Below are 15,582 nucleotides of genomic sequence, written 5' to 3'. Positions count from 1 at the left end.
CTGCTTTTCGGGACGATAATCGTCACTTAAGGTTCGGTCAAAAGCGCTGCTCGTTGCGAGAAGTGTCTGCACTGTCTATGCACGCGATACGTCGGCTGGACATCATCTTGAATCCCATCAGCGGCCGTCGACGGATGCGACGATTCGCCGCTGCATTTGTCCAGCGACTCGAACGCACGTTCAAGTCGGTACGACTTTTTGAAACGCGCGGGCGCGGCGATGCGGCCGCCCTCGCGGCGCGGTCCACGGCCGAGCCGGCGGAGACGAGGGCGGATGTCCTGGTGGTGGTCGGCGGCGATGGAACCGTGCGCGAGGCGGCGGACGGGCTGATTTCCGGTTCCTTCCGGCCGATCGACGATCGGGAAATCAAGGATGTCGGACCACCGATTCTGATTGTCCCATGCGGAACGGAGAATGTGCTCGCGAAGTATTTCGGGCTCGCGCCGGACGAGGACCTGCTGCTTGATGCGATGCAATCGGGCCGCCTTCACGCGCTGAACGTTTCGCTCTGCAATCAGCATCGCTTCCTCTTTGTCGCGGGTGTCGGATTCGATTCGGAGATTGTCCGTCGCGTTGAAGTCGCGCGGCGTGGCCACTCGTCCTATTTTAGCTATGTGCGGCCGGTTCTCCAGACGCTGTGGAACCACGATCCGGCAACGATTCGCGTTGATATTGACGGAATCCGTGTCTTTGAGGGGCGCGGGCTATTCCTCGCCGGAAACATCTCACGCTACGCGCTCGGGCTTGAGATATTTGAACGAGCCGATCCGGGCGATGGGCTGCTGGACGTCGTGATACTCGCATATCGACGACAATTCGGACTCCTCTGGCACGCGCTGCGCATGCTGTCCAATCAACATGTCGGCGCGACGGGAGTATACTATGGTCAGGGCAGGGCGATCCGGGTCGAATCGGATCGGACCGAGCCGCTGCAACTCGATGGCGATCTGGCGGGTGCGACCCCGATTGAGATCACGGTCCTTCGCCAACGCGTTCAGTTCCTGACGCGCCAATGATGTCAAAGGACGATGAACGCGACGGGCGATATTGAGATGATCGAAAATCGCCCGCGCGTCAATATCCGGAACTTGCATGGAAAGAGCCCGCTGATGAAGCCGACCAGACCGATTGAAGCCGAGGATTCCGCGCGACCCGCTGGACGCCGCTCATCGCGGAGACATCGAGATTCAAGGACGCTGCGGACATGCGGATGGCTCCTTATCGTCGCAGCGGTACCACTGGTGCCGCCGATCGCCGGGATACTTGCCGAAGACACCGGACCCACGACCCAGCCGATGACCACGACCCGGCCTGCGGCCTCTACCACTCAGCCTGCGGTCGCGACCCCGACCCCTGGCGACGCGGTCGATTCCGGTCGTGTGGACGAACTCGACTTGATATTTCTCGCCAATAGCGCGCGTTCCGCGTTTCGCGCAAAGGCCGCGGGCGCGCCGGATCAGCGCGCTCGGTTCCATCCAGAAACGCTCAAGGGCAAAAAGGGCATCATTCATCTCGTCCTTCGCAGCGATGGCGCGGTAAAGGCGGAGGCCGAGACGACCTCGATGGACATCGTGGATGCCGCCATATCCGCTGGGACCCTTCTGGCCACGGCTGCCATTGAAAAAGGCGCTGCGCTGACCGACAAGGGTGATGATTTCGGCATTGAGCTGGAATGGCTTGAAGCTCCCGAGACGCTCACGGTCCCGTCGTATGATCAGGGTGGCGTCTGGACCGAATCACTGCTGCATTCATTCGAACCGGCGGTCGAAGGCATTGGCGTCGAGTTCCGCGGCAAGCGCGCTTTGACCCGCCCGAGCCAGGTGGTCACGCTGGGATACACGCCGGATTTGGCTCTCGCGGCCTGCGAAAATGCCATTGGCCTGAAAAACATTCACAAGATTCGATTCGAGAGAGAGATAAGGTACTTTAGATTCCGATGTCATCACGTATGGCAGGCGAATTCCGCCGCCAGACCGGTTGAACTGAGACGCGGCGATCGGCTGATACCCGCATCTGCGGTGACGCGCGAAAATCTTGACGCGGCGATCGCGCGCGTAGGGCAGTATCTGCTCTACCGGCAGAATTCCAATGGCGAGTTTTCGCACGCTTACATCCCGTTCAACGGAACTTACACCCTCGGAAATGCCGCCCGCGTGCAATTGCGAGCGCTCGATGGGCTGGCCGCGTATGCAGTTCGTGAGAAGGATGCGGACGTCACCGCGCGGCTTTCGCGCGGCATTGCGGCATTCACCCCCTACCTCGAGCCGGTAGTAATCGCCGAATCGCGGCAGGACGGCTCTGTTGAGCAGAAACAGGTGGGTGTGGTGCTCGCGCCGCCAGGCCATTCCGGTGTTCTGGAAATCACCGCCAGGCTTCTATTGGCCATGAAGTTGTCACGAAATGCGGGTGACTATGACGAAGACTGCGCGCGTTTCGTGAATGCCATACTCGCGGCCCAGACCGAAGCAGGATATTTCGCGATTGCGGTCAACAATGAGGCCGAGGTGTCCGCTGATGCCGCACAAGTGTTAAATGATGCGGATTCCTGTACGGCGCTGGCGGCCCTCGCGGGAATCAATGCGATGTCCGAGGATGTTCGGATCACGAAATCAATTGAATCGGCAGTTCGTTATTACAGCGATCGATTCCAGGCGAGGTTTGAGCCGACGGCGGCTGCCGCTTTGCTGCAGGCCTTGTGCTTACATTATGCAAGATCGAATGATGCGCGTATCAGTGACATGGCGTTTGATCTGGCGGATCGTCTGGCCGCACTTCAGTTGACCGACAGGAACTGCCCCTATGAAGAATTGCACGGAGCGATCAACGTCCGGCGTGCGGGTGAAGTGGGGGCCGATACGTCCATCTACCTTGCGTCCCTGGCCGATGCGCTGGAACTCGCGGAGCGCGTCGGAGATTCCGCTCGCATCGAAGGTTATCGATCGGCGGTTTCGGCAGCGGCCCGTTTCGTTATGCAGCTTGAGTTTCGCGACGACGGTGCATTCTATGTTCGAAGTCGACGCGATGTTCTGGGCGGCATCCGTGCGGCGTTGTGGGATGGCCGGCTGCGCATCGATCATACCGGACTGGGTCTGCTCGGGCTGATTCGGGCTCGCGACGTGCTGAATCAAACGGCAGGCCGCTAATGCGACACGCCGGAGCAGGTTGCCAGGATGGCGACCTCTGACCGACGCCTCTGAATTTGCCTGATTCTGCGCGTCGTGCAGCGTTCGGCAGAACTCGCGGGCGCAGGAAAAATTCCTCGGCGGATCAACTCGCGGTATTGGATCGAATTCTCAGGGCTGTAAATCAGTCCACCCGCCAAAACGGCCTCTTCGTCCTAGAAAAAAGCGCTCGGTTCTTCGCGCACAACTCGCCGATACTCACAAAGTCACGCATGAATGGGTGCGAGTGGCGGCAGAATACGCCGGTTGGGGCGTGGTCGGCAGACTGGCGCGGCGGCGAGTGTGACCGCTGACGCGCCAAATCGGCAGGTTGGGCAGCGAGCTGATGGAAGCGGTGAGACTCAAGCCGATTCGAGGAACACTGGCGGGCCGGTGGCAAACACCGGTTTTTCTCGCCGGCGTCGTCGTCTTTGGATCCGCGATCTATCGCATGTCGCTGAGCCATCAAACGCTCAGTTTCGAAGATGAGTTGCAGCGTGTTGAGACGCTTCGGCGGGCGGGGGCCCTCACTCGCCTGAATGCATACCTCATTTATCTGATGAGGGATGTCGAGCGGCCGGCATCGGAGCGTGCGGAGCTTCACCGTCGGATGGTGGACGCCGTGCACCTCGCGGAGTCGCGATTCGAGACCCATCGGCCTCAGAACATTGAATCCATAATCACGAATTTCGACCGTGCCGCGGCGCTCGGCTCGACGATGAGCGGCGACGACTGGATTGCTCTGGCGGATGCGTACTTCTGGTCGAATCAGCCGGAAGAAGGAATACGTTCGCTGCGACAGGGCCTGCGTGCTGGTGCGTCGCGATCGGATGCCGTGCGTCGCCGACTGGTGGAGCATGCGGTCGCATCGAACGCGGACGCATTCGACGACTCGCTGGATGATATCGACGCGATCATTGAAGACGCCAGGTCCAGCCCCGGAAACTACCTCTGGGCGGTCGGATTGCGCGTCAGATGGTATCTGAGAAAAGGCGAATCGGCGTCGGCGCTGTCCGTGGTTGATGATGCCCGGCTGCGACTGAATGGCACGCCGGAACTTCCGATGCTTCGCTATTACGAAGCACTGTGTCTGAAGCGTCTCGATCGGACGGACGAGGCGGAGGCGATTGCCAGATCACTGCGTGATTCGGTGGAGACACTTGACGAACTGTGGGGCCGCACGGGCTGGCTTCTGGGCGAGATTGAACTGGATGGGGGTCGGCCTGATTCCGCGCTGGCTCTGTTCGAGGACGTCGGGCGGGCCTATGAGTTCGGTCCGTTGCGTGATGGGTGCGACATGGGTCGTGCCGAAGCGTTTGTCGCGTTGAACCAGCCTGAACGCGCGTTGGAGGCTTTTGCGGAGCTGCGCGACGGCCTGCCAATGTCCGGGTGGCATGAATTTGTTGACCGTGACGCGCTGCGTATGCGGCTGACGACGGTCGCTCGCAGCCTGTCGGTCTCCGGCCAACACGAACTCGGCGTCCAGTATCTGGAACTGGCGATTTCGTTGGTGCCTGCCGGTGAGGACGAGCTGCGGTCTCAGTATCTGGGGCAGATTGCTCTGGGTCTGCGTTCGGCGGCGCGGTCAATCGATCTTGTCAGCGCCGGCGAATTCGATCGGGAGCGATATCGCCTGTTGCATCTGCGGGCGGCCGAAGTGTCGCTGGCGATGGGTCGGCTGGTCAATCTGGACAACGGGCGAGCGGCTGAGGCGATGGAGGCTGCCGCCGACGATCTGGATCGGAGTGGCGAGATCGATCGCATGATGAAGGTGCTCGAATCATTCACGGCGCGCTTCACAAATGAGCAGGTCGGGTCAGTCCGTGCTCGCGTCATGATGCGCCTGGCTCGAACCTATCAAGCGAAGGGTCGTTATCACGACGCGGCGGCGGAGTATCAAAGCGTGATTTCGGAGTATCCGCGTCAGCCGGAGGCGCTCGACGCAATGGTTCCGCTGGCCGAGTGTCAGCTTCGACTGGGTGGCGAAGCCGCGTCGCGCGGAGAAGCGCTGCTGGTTGATATTGTAGACGACCGCGGCCGCGATGTGCTGTTCACGCCGACTGCGCGAGAGTATCGGGACGCGCTGGTGCTGCTGTGTGAGCATTACGTGATACCCGAGATGTCGCCGGACACCGCGGTCAGCGAAGGCACGCAGGACGAGGAAGCGCGTCTGGCAATGGGGATAACCCGTCTCGAGGACGTGCTTTCCCTGTACCCGGACGATGAGCTTGCCGGGCGCATGACATTTCTCTTGGCCGAGGCTTATCGACGCAGCGCGTCGCTGCTTTCGGCGCGGTCCACGCCGGCCGATGCGGCCGCCCGGCGAGAGGTGGATCGGCGGCTTCGATTCGCGCACCAGCGCTATTCAGAGGTGAAGCGCCGTCTGGCGCGACTGGACTCCGGCGAATTGACGGCGCTGGATGCAACGTATCTTCGCGCGGCCTATCTGTATCTTGGGGATTGCCTGTTTGATCTCAACGACTTCGAGCGGGCGGTGGAGGCGTATCGCGAGACGGCGTGGCGGTATGAGAACGAGCCGGCTGCCGTTGCGGCGATGATGCAGGTCGTGAACTGCTATTTTCGCATGGGCCGCGGTGAAGAGGCACGAGCGGCGCTGGCGCGGATGAAGTGGCTGCTGAAGAAAATTCCGCCGGAAGCATTCGATGGCGTCACCGGCATGTCACCAAAGGGCTACTGGGAAGACATGGTGATGCGCCTGGAGCGTTCCGAAATCAGCTGATAGTGGGCTTCATGCTTCAAAGTCGATTGGATGATGCGGACATGGAAGAGTTGAACGAAGGGCGATTGGTGGAACTGTTGCGTCATCAGCAGGTGCTGTTCAGGCGATTGCGGCAATTGGCCGACCGGCAGCGCGCCCTGGTCACGCAGGACGATGTGTCGTCGTTGGTTGATCTGCTTGTGGAGCGGCAGCGGCTGGTGGACGGTCTGGTCGGCCTGAGCGGAAAGCTTGCGCCGTTTCGGGCCCAATGGTCTGAAATCTACTCCGGCCTGTCGGAGGAGAGTCGCCGCGAGGTGGCCGCCATGCTGGAAGAGGCGAACCAGTCCTTCGGCGCGCTGATCAGCAGCGACAGCCGCGATAGTGCCACGTTGACTGCACGAAAGCAGGGGATGGCCGCGGAGCTGGAGAGTTATCATGCGGTCGGTCGCGCGAGTGCGGCGTATGCCGCGGCCGCGTCGACCGGCATGGCGAGTGCGACGGAGGCAAGGGCCTGATGCTGTCCGCAACCACGGAACCGATGCTCCGATCAGACTCGTCGTCCTCGAGCGCGCCCGGCGGATCGTTGGCGGACGCCTCCCATGTGCTACCCGAACGGGAGCGCGAGCTTGGTGCGATCCTGAAGGCCTACAGCGACGTGACCGAACGGCTGAAGGTGGCGCACGAGCGACTGAATGACGAAGTCTCTCGGCTTCGCGAGGAACTCCGGCGAAAGAACGAGGAACTGCGTCGTCGTGACCGATTGGCGGCACTGGGTGAGATGGCCGCAGGTCTGGCGCACGAGATTCGCAATCCATTGGGCGGCATTGCGCTGTATTCATCGATGCTGGAAAGAGAGCTTGCGGGACAGGAACGGGCGAGGCAGGCGGCGACACGCATCTCAAGCGGGGTGCGCACTCTGGATCGGCTGGTATCTGACATTCTGGATTTCGCCCAGGAAGATCACGTTGAGAAGACACTGTGCCGGGTGGGCGACATCCTGGAAGCGGTCGAGGATAGCCTTGCTCCGTGGGCCGACCAGCTTGGAGCAAAGGTGCATATCGAGGAATCCGCCCGGAACGTCGCGGTCAGATGTGATGCCGGAAAGATGCGCCAGGTGCTCCTGAATCTGATGCTGAACGGCCTTCAGGCGTCGGGCTCCGGCGGGTGGGTTCGCCTGAGTGCTTCGCGGACAGAGGCGGATGGCGCGGATGCGAGCGGAACCTGTCTTGAGATTGTCGATGGCGGGCCGGGCATACCGCCCGCCATGCTCGATCGCATTTTCAACCCATTCTTCACGACGAAGTCCGAGGGAACAGGACTGGGATTGGCGATCGTGCATCGAATCGTTGAGGCGCATGGCGGCACGATTCGAGCAATGAATGTCGCCGAGGGGGGCGCAAAATTTGCCGTAACGCTGCCGGACTGATGAATCCGGCGAATAAGGTTGTTTCAAAGGGCTCTCGGAATGGATGCCGTGAGCAAGATTGATAAAGGGAACGGTCGTCAATTCGAAACTGAACCAGCGGACCGTAGGGTCTCGCACCACTGATTGGAGGAATCGACATTATGCCGCGCGTTTGCATTATCGATGACAAGGACGTCATGCGAGACTCGTTGACGGACATTCTACGAAGCAGGGGGCACGAGGTTCGGTCATTCTCCGATCCGCATCAGGCGCTGACCGAAGTCAATCCGACCGAGACAGAGGTGATCATCTGCGATCTTCGGATGCCGGGCATTGACGGGATCGAGCTGCTTCGCTCCTGGCGGGCGCGGGGCATGGAGACGCCGTTTGTTCTCATGACCGCCTATGCAAGCGTTCCGACCGCTGTCGAGGCGATGAAGCTCGGCGCGTTCGACTACATTCAGAAGCCATTTGACGGCGACCAGATCGAACTGGTTGTGCAGCGGGCGGCCATGATGGGACGCCTCCAGGGAGAAAACGAGGCGCTCCGCGAGACGATTCGTGATATCTCCGGCGAATGGAAATTGATGGGATCGAGCCGGGCGATGCGCAACGTCCGGTTGCAGATTGAACGGGTCGCCAAGAGCCAGGCGACGGTGCTGCTGCAAGGTGAGAGCGGAACGGGCAAGGAACTCGTCGCGCGAGCGATTCATGAGACGTCGCCGCGGGCGAACGGACCGCTGCTTTGTGTCAATTGCGCGTCACTTTCGAGCGCGATGCTGGAAAGTGAGTTGTTCGGGCACGAGCAGGGCGCTTTTCCAGGCGCCGAGAAGGCCAGAAAAGGCCGGTTCGAACTGGCGCAGGGCGGCACGCTTGTGCTGGATGAAATCAGCGAAGTGTCGTTGCCGGTTCAGGCGAAGCTGCTTCGCGTACTGCAGGAGCGCGAGTACGAGCGGCTGGGAAGCAACGTGACGCGCAAGGCGGATGTCCGCGTGATCGCGACGACCAATCGCGATCTGTCGGAGTGGGTGGCACGCCGGCGATTCCGGGAGGATCTGTTCTTCCGCATCAGCGTGTTGCCGATCGTGATTCCGCCGCTCAAGGATCGGCGGGAAGACGTACCGGAACTTGTTGAGCACTTCATGCGCCAGATTGCCCGGCGCGAAGGCGGTGAACCGCGGCAGGTGACCGGCCGCGTGATCTCGATGCTGCAGAATTATCATTGGCCGGGCAATGTTCGCGAGTTGCAGAATATCTGCGAACGCGCGGCGGTGCTGTGTCAGGAACATCAGATCGACGCGCCGCTGATTGAGCCGTGGCTGGCGACCCCCGAGGTCAAGGCGGAAACGCTGACTCGACAGGGTCGTCCGGGCTTCCTGATGGAAGACATGGAGCGAGCGCTGATTGAACAGACGCTGGTGAAGTTCAGTGGTCATCGTGAGAAGACGGCGAAAATGCTGGGCATTGGTGTTCGGACGCTTGGGATGAAGTTGAAGAAGTGGCGCGAGGATGCGGCGGCGGCCGCGGCAAGCGCTGCGGCTGCGAACGCCGCGAACACGGCGACGATCGCGGCGTCGAGTCCGGCGGTCGGCGTTCAACCGGGCATGGCGGCGGGTGCTTCGAACCAGCGACTGGCCGGTTGACGGCGGGACAATCGCCGAACCCGGACAGTCTCGTTCGCGTCGGGAATCGGGTCGGAAGTCCACGGATTGCGAATCGTGGGAATCCGGCTTGGCGGGTTGGCGCAGGAATTGCGCTGTCGCGTCCCTTTCGTGGGGCGTGATGCGCGAAGATCGCGCAGACTTGTGTCGCAAAATGCAGGAAGGTGCATCATGTTCATGGATGATGTTTCAAATGCCGGCGCGATTCCGATGCTTGAAAAGGTGCTTGCCTTTACCGAGGCTCGCAACAGGATGTTGGCGGAGAATATCGCGAATGTCACGACGCCGGGATATCGCGCGAAGCAACTCGATGTGCATGGCTTTCAGTCCGCATTGCGCGAGGCGTTTGACAAGCGAGCGGCCGCGGGCGGACGGGTCGATGTCCGGTCGGGAGAGCAGATCTCGACGGATTCGGGCGGCCGTTTGAGGGTGAATCCGACGCAGGAGCCGGCGGAGAATCTGCTGTTTCATGACGGCACGAATGCGCGGATTGAGCGAGAGATGGCGAATCTGGCCGAGAACGCGATGATGCATCAGGCGGCGACGGAGTTGACAAGGGTCTACTTTGACGGATTGAAGAAGGCGATCAGCGGTCGCGTGGTGTAAGGCGTCCGGACGCTGATCTTGAATGACGTTGCAGGTCGCAAATGTTTGGATCGCTCGATATCAGCACGTCAGGGTTGGTTGCGCAGCGGGCGCAGCTGGACACGATCGCGGGTAATGTCGCAAATTCGCAGACGACCCGGCGGCTGGACGGCGTTCCGGGGCCTTTTCTGCGGCGCGTGGCGCTTCTGGCGGCCGGCAGCGATTCGGGCGGTCCGGGTGTGCGCGTGACGGGCGTGGTGGAGGATCGTCGGACGCTCCCGCGGCCGGTGAAGGATCCGGGGCATCCAGATGCCGATGAGAATGGGATTGTCTATTACCCGAACGTCGATCCGGCGACGGAGATGATTAACGCGATGGTTGCGGCCAGAGCGTATGAAGCGAATGTGACGGCGATGGAAGCGACCAAGTCGATCATCGCGGGTTCATTGCGGATACTGGCGTGATGGGAATGTGAACGCTGTCGGGATTTGTTGGACAGGATTGAATCTTGCGGGCGTCGGGATCAGGAGGATCTGCGGCGTCGTTGCAGTGTTGCTGGGTGAATCTGATGAGCGATCCGTTGATGGGATTGGGTGCGATTGAGGCGCTTCGCGGCGTATCGTTTCCGGACACAACGTCGACAAGTCCGGCAGGGTCCAGCGCGCCGGTTGAGGGCAAGGACTTCAAGTCCTTTCTCATGGAGAGTCTTGAGAAGGTGAGCCGGCTCCAACAGGATGCCGACGCCGGCGTTCAAAAACTGCTGACCGGCGAGACAGACAATGTGGCAGAGGTGTTCACCGCCAGCCGAAAGGCGGGCATCGCATTTGATTTGTTGATGGAAATCCGTAATAAGTTGATGGATGCCTACGGCGAAGTGAAACAGATGCGCGTTTAGGATCGTTGTTCGCCGATTCTCGGAACCGTCGGTTGATGGCTTCGGACGGCGCTTGAACGCATGGCATTGACTTGACAGAATGGCGTCGGCATGGAGGCCGTCGCGGACACATCGATTGGCGTTGCAATCTATCGTGATGGAGTACGATGGACGCGCTCAGGGCACAACTTCGATATATCTTTGATCAGTTGCGGACGCTCTCCGTGTCCGGACGCATTGCGATCGGCCTGCTGCTGGTTGTGCTGCTCGCAGGCATGGTTCAACTGATGAATTGGGCCGGCCGGCCGGAATGGCGGCCGCTGCTCGATCAGCCGTTCACGTCGACTCAGATCCAGCGAGTGCAAAGCGAACTGGCCGTCGCGGGCGCGGCAACGCGCGTGGAAGGCGATCGAATCCTGATTCGTGGCGACGATGCGGACCGCCAGCGTTATATGGCGGTTCTGGCTCAGCGCGGGGCGCTCCCTCGTGATACGAGCCTTGGCTACGAGGCGATCATCAAAGGCTCGAATGTTTTCATCAGCAATCAGGAAGCGCGATGGCGTCAGAGTCGTGGTCTTGAGGCGGAGCTTGCCGGGGTGCTTCGCAAATTCCAGGGTGTCAGGGATGCCAACGTTCTGATTCAGGTTCCGGAAAAACGTCCGCTGGGTTCGCGTGCGAAGTCGGCCGCGAGCGCGAGCGTGAATGTGACACTCGAAGAAGGCGATGTGCTGGATCAGAAGCGCATCGACGCGGTCGCCAATCTCGTGGCGGGCGCGGTGGAGGGCTTGTCTCCGACGGATGTGAACATCACGGACGGCACGCAGATCTACCGTGCGCGCGATCCGCGCAAGGGCATCGCGAGCGATCTACTGGAAAAGCAGCGGATGGAGGAAGATCATTACACGAAGATGATCTACAACCAGTTTGCCTATGTGTCGGGACTGGTGGCCCATGTGCGTGTGAAGCTGCGCGACGTTGACGAAGTGACGGATGACAAAGTGCTCGGCAAGCCGGAGCCCATCCGCGAGATGGAGGATTCGGAGGAGTCGTCGAGCGGATCGTCGTCGGCGGCGCCGGGGGTCCTGGCGAACCAGAATCGATCGATCAATGACAGCAGTCCGGGCAACACGACCACGCGCACCAAATCCACGATTGAATACAGCGAAAACGTCAACACACGGGTCACGCGAACGAACAAACCGGCCGGATTCCTGGATACGCTGAGCGCGTCGATCAACGTGCCGCATACCTGGCTTGAGGGGGTGTATCGACGCCAGAAGGGTCTTGATGACGACAAGCCGGTGGAGTTTTCCGAGCTTCAAAAAACCGCGGACATCGAATTGAAGCGGATTGAGGATCAGGCGCGGACGCTGCTGCTCGTGGACAACGCGGACTCGGGTGAGTTCAAGCGCGTGGTGGTGGACTGGTATTACAGTCTGCCGCCGGCGCCGGTTGGCGGACAGGTCGCGCTGGCGGGATCGACGGATTATGTCTTGATGCTTCGCGACTTCGGCCCTCAGATCGGGCTGGGTGTCCTGGTTCTGGTGAGTCTGTACTTCGTCATGCGGATCGCGTCGAAGGCACAGGCGTCGGTGATGGCGGCCAAGGCGGCCGGCGCGGGCGGGGCGATGGGAGTCGGCGGCGTCGAGGAAGTGCCGCTGGGCGGCGGTCCGGTGACGGTGGGCCAGGCTGAAGGCATGCAGAGCGCAATGATCGGGCATGAGGTGGACGCCGGTTTGGTTCGCACACAGCAGATTGTGCAGCAAATTTCGGATCTGGTGGCGGAGGACGCGGAATCAGCGGCTGGCATCTTGCAGACATGGCTGGCGGAAGATAAGTAGCCGGCGAAAGCGATCAGATTCTCGATTGCGTGAACGGGATGCCCGTTCCGAGGCAGTCGGTCGGCGGAAGAGGGAACAATGGCGGCGAGCACGAAAAGCAGTCAGAAATCCGACGGCGAAGCCAAAATGAGCGGCGCGCGGAAGACGGCCATACTGCTTGTCAGCCTGGAGCGCAACACGGCGGCGCGCATCCTGGCGAAGCTGGATCCCAATGTGGTGGAAAATGTCACCCGCGAGATCGCACATCTGAAGCTGGTGACGCCGGAAGAGCGGCAGAAGGTGGTCGAGGAGTTTCACGGGCTGGCGCTGGCGCAATCATTCATGGAAACGGGCGGGTTGAGCTATGCGAAGGCGCTGCTGGCCCAGAGCCTGCCGCCGGATTCGGCCGAGAAGATCATCGAGCAGATTGAAAGGCAGTTCTACTCCAAGCCCTTCAACTTCCTTCAAAAGGCGGAAACGGAGAGTCTGCTGACGTTTATTGTTGATGAGCACCCGCAGACGATCGCGCTGATTCTCGCACACCTGCCGCCCCAGAAGGCGAGTGAAATTCTCGGGGGCCTCTCCGATGAAAAGAAGGTGGAGGTTGTCAGTCGCATCTCGCACATGGAACAGACAAGCCCCGAAGTGATCAAGGAAGTGGAAAACAGCCTGGAACAACGGCTGGCCGGCCTGATGGGCGACGGCCTTCAGCGCGTGGGGGGTGTGGAGTCCGTCGCTGAGATTCTGAATCTGTGCGATCGCTCGACGGAGAAATCGATCCTCGAATCGCTCGAAACGAACGATCCGGAGCTGGTCGAACGCATCCGCCGCCTGATGTTCGTCTTCGAGGACATTCTGCTGATCAACGACCGCGGCGTACAGGCATTCCTCAAGGAAATTGAGACAGCCGACCTGGTGCTGGCGCTTCGCACCGCCACAGAGGATCTTAAACAGAAGATATTCTCCAACATGTCGGAGCGAGCGGCTCAAAACATCAAGGAAGAGATGGAATTCATGGGGCCGGTTCGGCTGCACGACGTGGAGTCGGCCCAGCAGAAAATTGTCGATGTTGTCCGGCGGCTTGAGGAGTCCGGCGAGATCATCATCGCGGGCCGCGGTGGTGATTCGGACATGATCGTATGAGCGGACGCGTGATCAAGGCGGGTGATTCGCGTGCCGTCATGAACACTGCGCGAAGTCTTGATCTGCGCGACATCGCCGCGAAAGCCGACGAAATGCTCGCGGCGGCGCGTGATCAGGCGAGCGCAATCGTCGCGGCTGCCCACGAGCAGGCGAATGCGGAGCGAGCTTCGATCCATCAGGCGTCCCGCGCCGAAGGTTATGCGTGTGGTCTGGCCGAAGGCCGGCTGGCCGGTGAGAAGAGCGCGATCGAGTCCGCGGCCCGCAAGTTCGCGGCGGACCAGTCGGGACTCCTGTCCGCCCTGAGCACGGCTTTGACAGAATTTGAGCATCGACGCGAGCAGTTTTACTCCGCGGCTCGGCGGGATGTCGTCATACTGGCAGTTGCGATCGCGTCCAGAATTGCACGACGCTTCGCCCTAATGGAGGAGCTTGCTCCGGAAATCGCGGCCGATGCAGCCCGGGAGGCGCTGCAACTGGTGCGTGAAGCGACGGACGTCACAATCGTGACACATCCGGCGGATCTTGCAGCGGTCCGGGAGCTGGCGACGGAGCTTTCGCAAACGCTGAAATCGTTAACCCATTTGCGCGTCGTCGAGGATGAGCGGATTGACCGCGGGAGCGTGCGCGTCGGCACATCGGACACGCGCATCGACGCATCCATTCAAGACCGGATTGAGCGCATCGCGGATGAACTGGTCGATCACTGGCGCGATCGAATGAACTCGCTGGGCATTTCGCCATGAGCGTACTCGCCGAACAGATTGAAACGGCGCGCCGCGTCTCGACGCTCGCCATCGAGGGCCGTGTTGCATCGGCGGCGGGCCTGACGATTCAGGCAAAAGGCATTCCCGCACCGGTCGGCTCGATGTGCGAGATCATCACGGGGCCGGACCGCGTCATTCGAGCCGAGGTGATCGGTTTTCAAAAAGAAACGACGCTCCTCATGCCGCTGTCCGAGATCGAAGGTCTGGCGAGTGGCCAGCGCGTACGGCATGTCACCAGCTCGCAGAAAGTTCCGGTCGGACCGTCTCTCCTGGGGCGCGTGGTGAATGCGATGGGCGTTCCGATGGATGGCGGCGGGCCACTGTCGGTTGATTCGTATTATCCCCTTCACCGGCCCGCTCCGGAGGCGATGGGGCGCCCTCGGATTGATGCACCGCTGTCAGTGGGCATTCGTTCGATCAATGCGCTGACGACCATCGGACTGGGGCAGCGTGTCGGTGTGTTCGCGGGAACGGGCGTCGGCAAGAGTGTGCTCCTGGGCATGATGGCACGATACACGTCGGCGGATGTTTGCGTGATTGCGCTCGTCGGCGAGCGCGGCCGCGAGTTGCAGGATTTCATAGCAAAAGACCTTGGGACCGAAGGCATGCGGCGCTCGGTGGTCGTTGTGGCCACTTCGGATGAATCTCCCCCGATGCGATTGCGCGCGACGTTCGCGGCGACGGCTGTCGCGGAGTATTTTCGGGATCAGGGCGCCAATGTTCTCCTGCTGGTGGATTCGATCACACGCATGGCGATGGCCGCGAGGCAGATCGGTCTGGCGGCGGGCGAGCCTCCGGCGACGAAGGGATATCCGCCCAGCGTGTTTGCAGCGATGCCGCGCCTGCTGGAGCGCAGCGGCCGCACGGAGCAGGGGTCGATCACGGGTCTCTACACGGTACTTGTCGAAGGGGACGATTTGAATGATCCGGTTTCGGACGCGGCGCGCGGCATTCTGGACGGTCACATCGTGCTAAGTCGGAAGTTGGCAAATCGGGGGCTTTATCCGGCGGTCAGCGTGCTGGACAGCATCAGCCGGGTCATGACGGACGTCGTCAATGCGGAGCACGTCCGCGCGGCGCAGCGCGTGAAGCGGATGATGGCGGTGTGGGACGAGATTGAGGACCTCGTGAACATCGGCGCCTATGCGGCCGGGACGAACCCTGAGTTCGACATGGTGATCCGGATGCGCCCCGCACTCGAGGAATTCATGAGGCAGGATGTTTCGCAGGGCGTGGACTCCGCCGCTGCTGCAGCGGACCTCCTGGAATTATCCGCGAGGATGGATGAATCTCCGGCGAAGGTCACCAGCGAGCCGGGCGGACCCGGGCGCGGCGTGGTCGGACAAGCGAAGGCGGGCGGCGCGGCGACACGCGTCGCGAACGCCAATCGAGCGAACTCGAATGGGAAACCCGCGGCTCGTCGTGGTTCCTGAGGGTATCGCGGAGGCGC

13 protein-coding genes are annotated in these 15,582 nt (G+C 61.2%); all 13 read left to right on the top strand.

Annotation, left to right across the window (positions count from 1 at the left end):
* The first annotated feature begins 77 nt into the window (after nucleotides 1–77).
* Complete coding sequence (locus tag KF841_01915; GenBank protein ID MBX3394102.1) at nucleotides 78–1,016, top strand: hypothetical protein; 939 nt, start codon at nucleotides 78–80, stop codon at nucleotides 1,014–1,016.
* Nucleotides 1,017–1,109: 93 nt separating this feature from the next.
* Complete coding sequence (locus KF841_01910) at nucleotides 1,110–3,143, top strand: hypothetical protein (protein ID MBX3394101.1); 2,034 nt, start codon at nucleotides 1,110–1,112, stop codon at nucleotides 3,141–3,143.
* A gap of 364 nt (nucleotides 3,144–3,507) precedes the next feature.
* Nucleotides 3,508–5,901, top strand: a complete 2,394-nt coding sequence (locus KF841_01905; protein MBX3394100.1) for a tetratricopeptide repeat protein — start codon at nucleotides 3,508–3,510, stop codon at nucleotides 5,899–5,901.
* 11 nt (nucleotides 5,902–5,912) lie between these two features.
* Nucleotides 5,913–6,395: a hypothetical protein gene (locus tag KF841_01900; GenBank protein MBX3394099.1), complete on the top strand. Its 483-nt coding sequence runs from the start codon at nucleotides 5,913–5,915 to the stop codon at nucleotides 6,393–6,395.
* Complete coding sequence (locus tag KF841_01895; protein MBX3394098.1) at nucleotides 6,395–7,306, top strand: hypothetical protein; 912 nt, start codon at nucleotides 6,395–6,397, stop codon at nucleotides 7,304–7,306. Before KF841_01900 ends, KF841_01895 begins: the two co-directional genes overlap by 1 nt.
* A gap of 140 nt (nucleotides 7,307–7,446) precedes the next feature.
* Nucleotides 7,447–8,928, top strand: a complete 1,482-nt coding sequence (locus KF841_01890; protein ID MBX3394097.1) for a sigma-54-dependent Fis family transcriptional regulator — start codon at nucleotides 7,447–7,449, stop codon at nucleotides 8,926–8,928.
* Nucleotides 8,929–9,117: 189 nt separating this feature from the next.
* Nucleotides 9,118–9,552 (top strand): flagellar basal body rod protein FlgB, encoded by a 435-nt coding sequence (gene flgB, locus KF841_01885; GenBank protein ID MBX3394096.1) that lies wholly within the window; start codon nucleotides 9,118–9,120, stop codon nucleotides 9,550–9,552.
* A 41-nt stretch (nucleotides 9,553–9,593) separates the two neighbouring features.
* Nucleotides 9,594–9,995 (top strand): flagellar basal body rod protein FlgC, encoded by a 402-nt coding sequence (gene flgC, locus KF841_01880; protein MBX3394095.1) that lies wholly within the window; start codon nucleotides 9,594–9,596, stop codon nucleotides 9,993–9,995.
* Nucleotides 9,996–10,099: 104 nt separating this feature from the next.
* The gene (gene fliE, locus KF841_01875) at nucleotides 10,100–10,426 is read left to right on the top strand and encodes a flagellar hook-basal body complex protein FliE (protein ID MBX3394094.1); all 327 of its coding nucleotides are present in this window, start codon (nucleotides 10,100–10,102) and stop codon (nucleotides 10,424–10,426) included.
* A gap of 146 nt (nucleotides 10,427–10,572) precedes the next feature.
* Nucleotides 10,573–12,246 (top strand): hypothetical protein, encoded by a 1,674-nt coding sequence (locus KF841_01870; GenBank protein MBX3394093.1) that lies wholly within the window; start codon nucleotides 10,573–10,575, stop codon nucleotides 12,244–12,246.
* 78 nt (nucleotides 12,247–12,324) lie between these two features.
* Nucleotides 12,325–13,368, top strand: a complete 1,044-nt coding sequence (fliG, locus tag KF841_01865; GenBank protein MBX3394092.1) for a flagellar motor switch protein FliG — start codon at nucleotides 12,325–12,327, stop codon at nucleotides 13,366–13,368.
* Nucleotides 13,365–14,111, top strand: a complete 747-nt coding sequence (locus KF841_01860) for a hypothetical protein (GenBank protein MBX3394091.1) — start codon at nucleotides 13,365–13,367, stop codon at nucleotides 14,109–14,111. Before fliG ends, KF841_01860 begins: the two co-directional genes overlap by 4 nt.
* Nucleotides 14,108–15,565, top strand: coding sequence for a FliI/YscN family ATPase (locus tag KF841_01855; GenBank protein MBX3394090.1), 1,458 nt, complete (start codon nucleotides 14,108–14,110; stop codon nucleotides 15,563–15,565). Before KF841_01860 ends, KF841_01855 begins: the two co-directional genes overlap by 4 nt.
* Nucleotides 15,566–15,582: the final 17 nt, after the last annotated feature.

It is taken from the genome of Phycisphaerae bacterium (assembly GCA_019636475.1).
Lineage (GTDB): Bacteria > Planctomycetota > Phycisphaerae > UBA1845 > UTPLA1 > JADJRI01.
The sequence above is the reverse complement of the archived record's forward strand: the minus strand, read 5'-3'. Positions and strand labels throughout refer to the sequence as shown.

Bases quoted from the DNA above. Each gene is read 5' to 3' on its own strand.
- KF841_01915 (MBX3394102.1), top strand. From the start codon at position 78: ATGCACGCGATACGTCGGCTGGACATCATCTTGAATCCCATCAGCGGC.
- KF841_01910 (MBX3394101.1), top strand. From the start codon at position 1,110: ATGAAGCCGACCAGACCGATTGAAGCCGAGGATTCCGCGCGACCCGCT.
- KF841_01905 (MBX3394100.1), top strand. From the start codon at position 3,508: ATGGAAGCGGTGAGACTCAAGCCGATTCGAGGAACACTGGCGGGCCGG.
- KF841_01900 (MBX3394099.1), top strand. From the start codon at position 5,913: ATGCTTCAAAGTCGATTGGATGATGCGGACATGGAAGAGTTGAACGAA.
- KF841_01895 (MBX3394098.1), top strand. From the start codon at position 6,395: ATGCTGTCCGCAACCACGGAACCGATGCTCCGATCAGACTCGTCGTCC.
- KF841_01890 (MBX3394097.1), top strand. From the start codon at position 7,447: ATGCCGCGCGTTTGCATTATCGATGACAAGGACGTCATGCGAGACTCG.
- flgB (MBX3394096.1), top strand. From the start codon at position 9,118: ATGTTCATGGATGATGTTTCAAATGCCGGCGCGATTCCGATGCTTGAA.
- flgC (MBX3394095.1), top strand. From the start codon at position 9,594: ATGTTTGGATCGCTCGATATCAGCACGTCAGGGTTGGTTGCGCAGCGG.
- fliE (MBX3394094.1), top strand. From the start codon at position 10,100: ATGAGCGATCCGTTGATGGGATTGGGTGCGATTGAGGCGCTTCGCGGC.
- KF841_01870 (MBX3394093.1), top strand. From the start codon at position 10,573: ATGGACGCGCTCAGGGCACAACTTCGATATATCTTTGATCAGTTGCGG.
- fliG (MBX3394092.1), top strand. From the start codon at position 12,325: ATGGCGGCGAGCACGAAAAGCAGTCAGAAATCCGACGGCGAAGCCAAA.
- KF841_01860 (MBX3394091.1), top strand. From the start codon at position 13,365: ATGAGCGGACGCGTGATCAAGGCGGGTGATTCGCGTGCCGTCATGAAC.
- KF841_01855 (MBX3394090.1), top strand. From the start codon at position 14,108: ATGAGCGTACTCGCCGAACAGATTGAAACGGCGCGCCGCGTCTCGACG.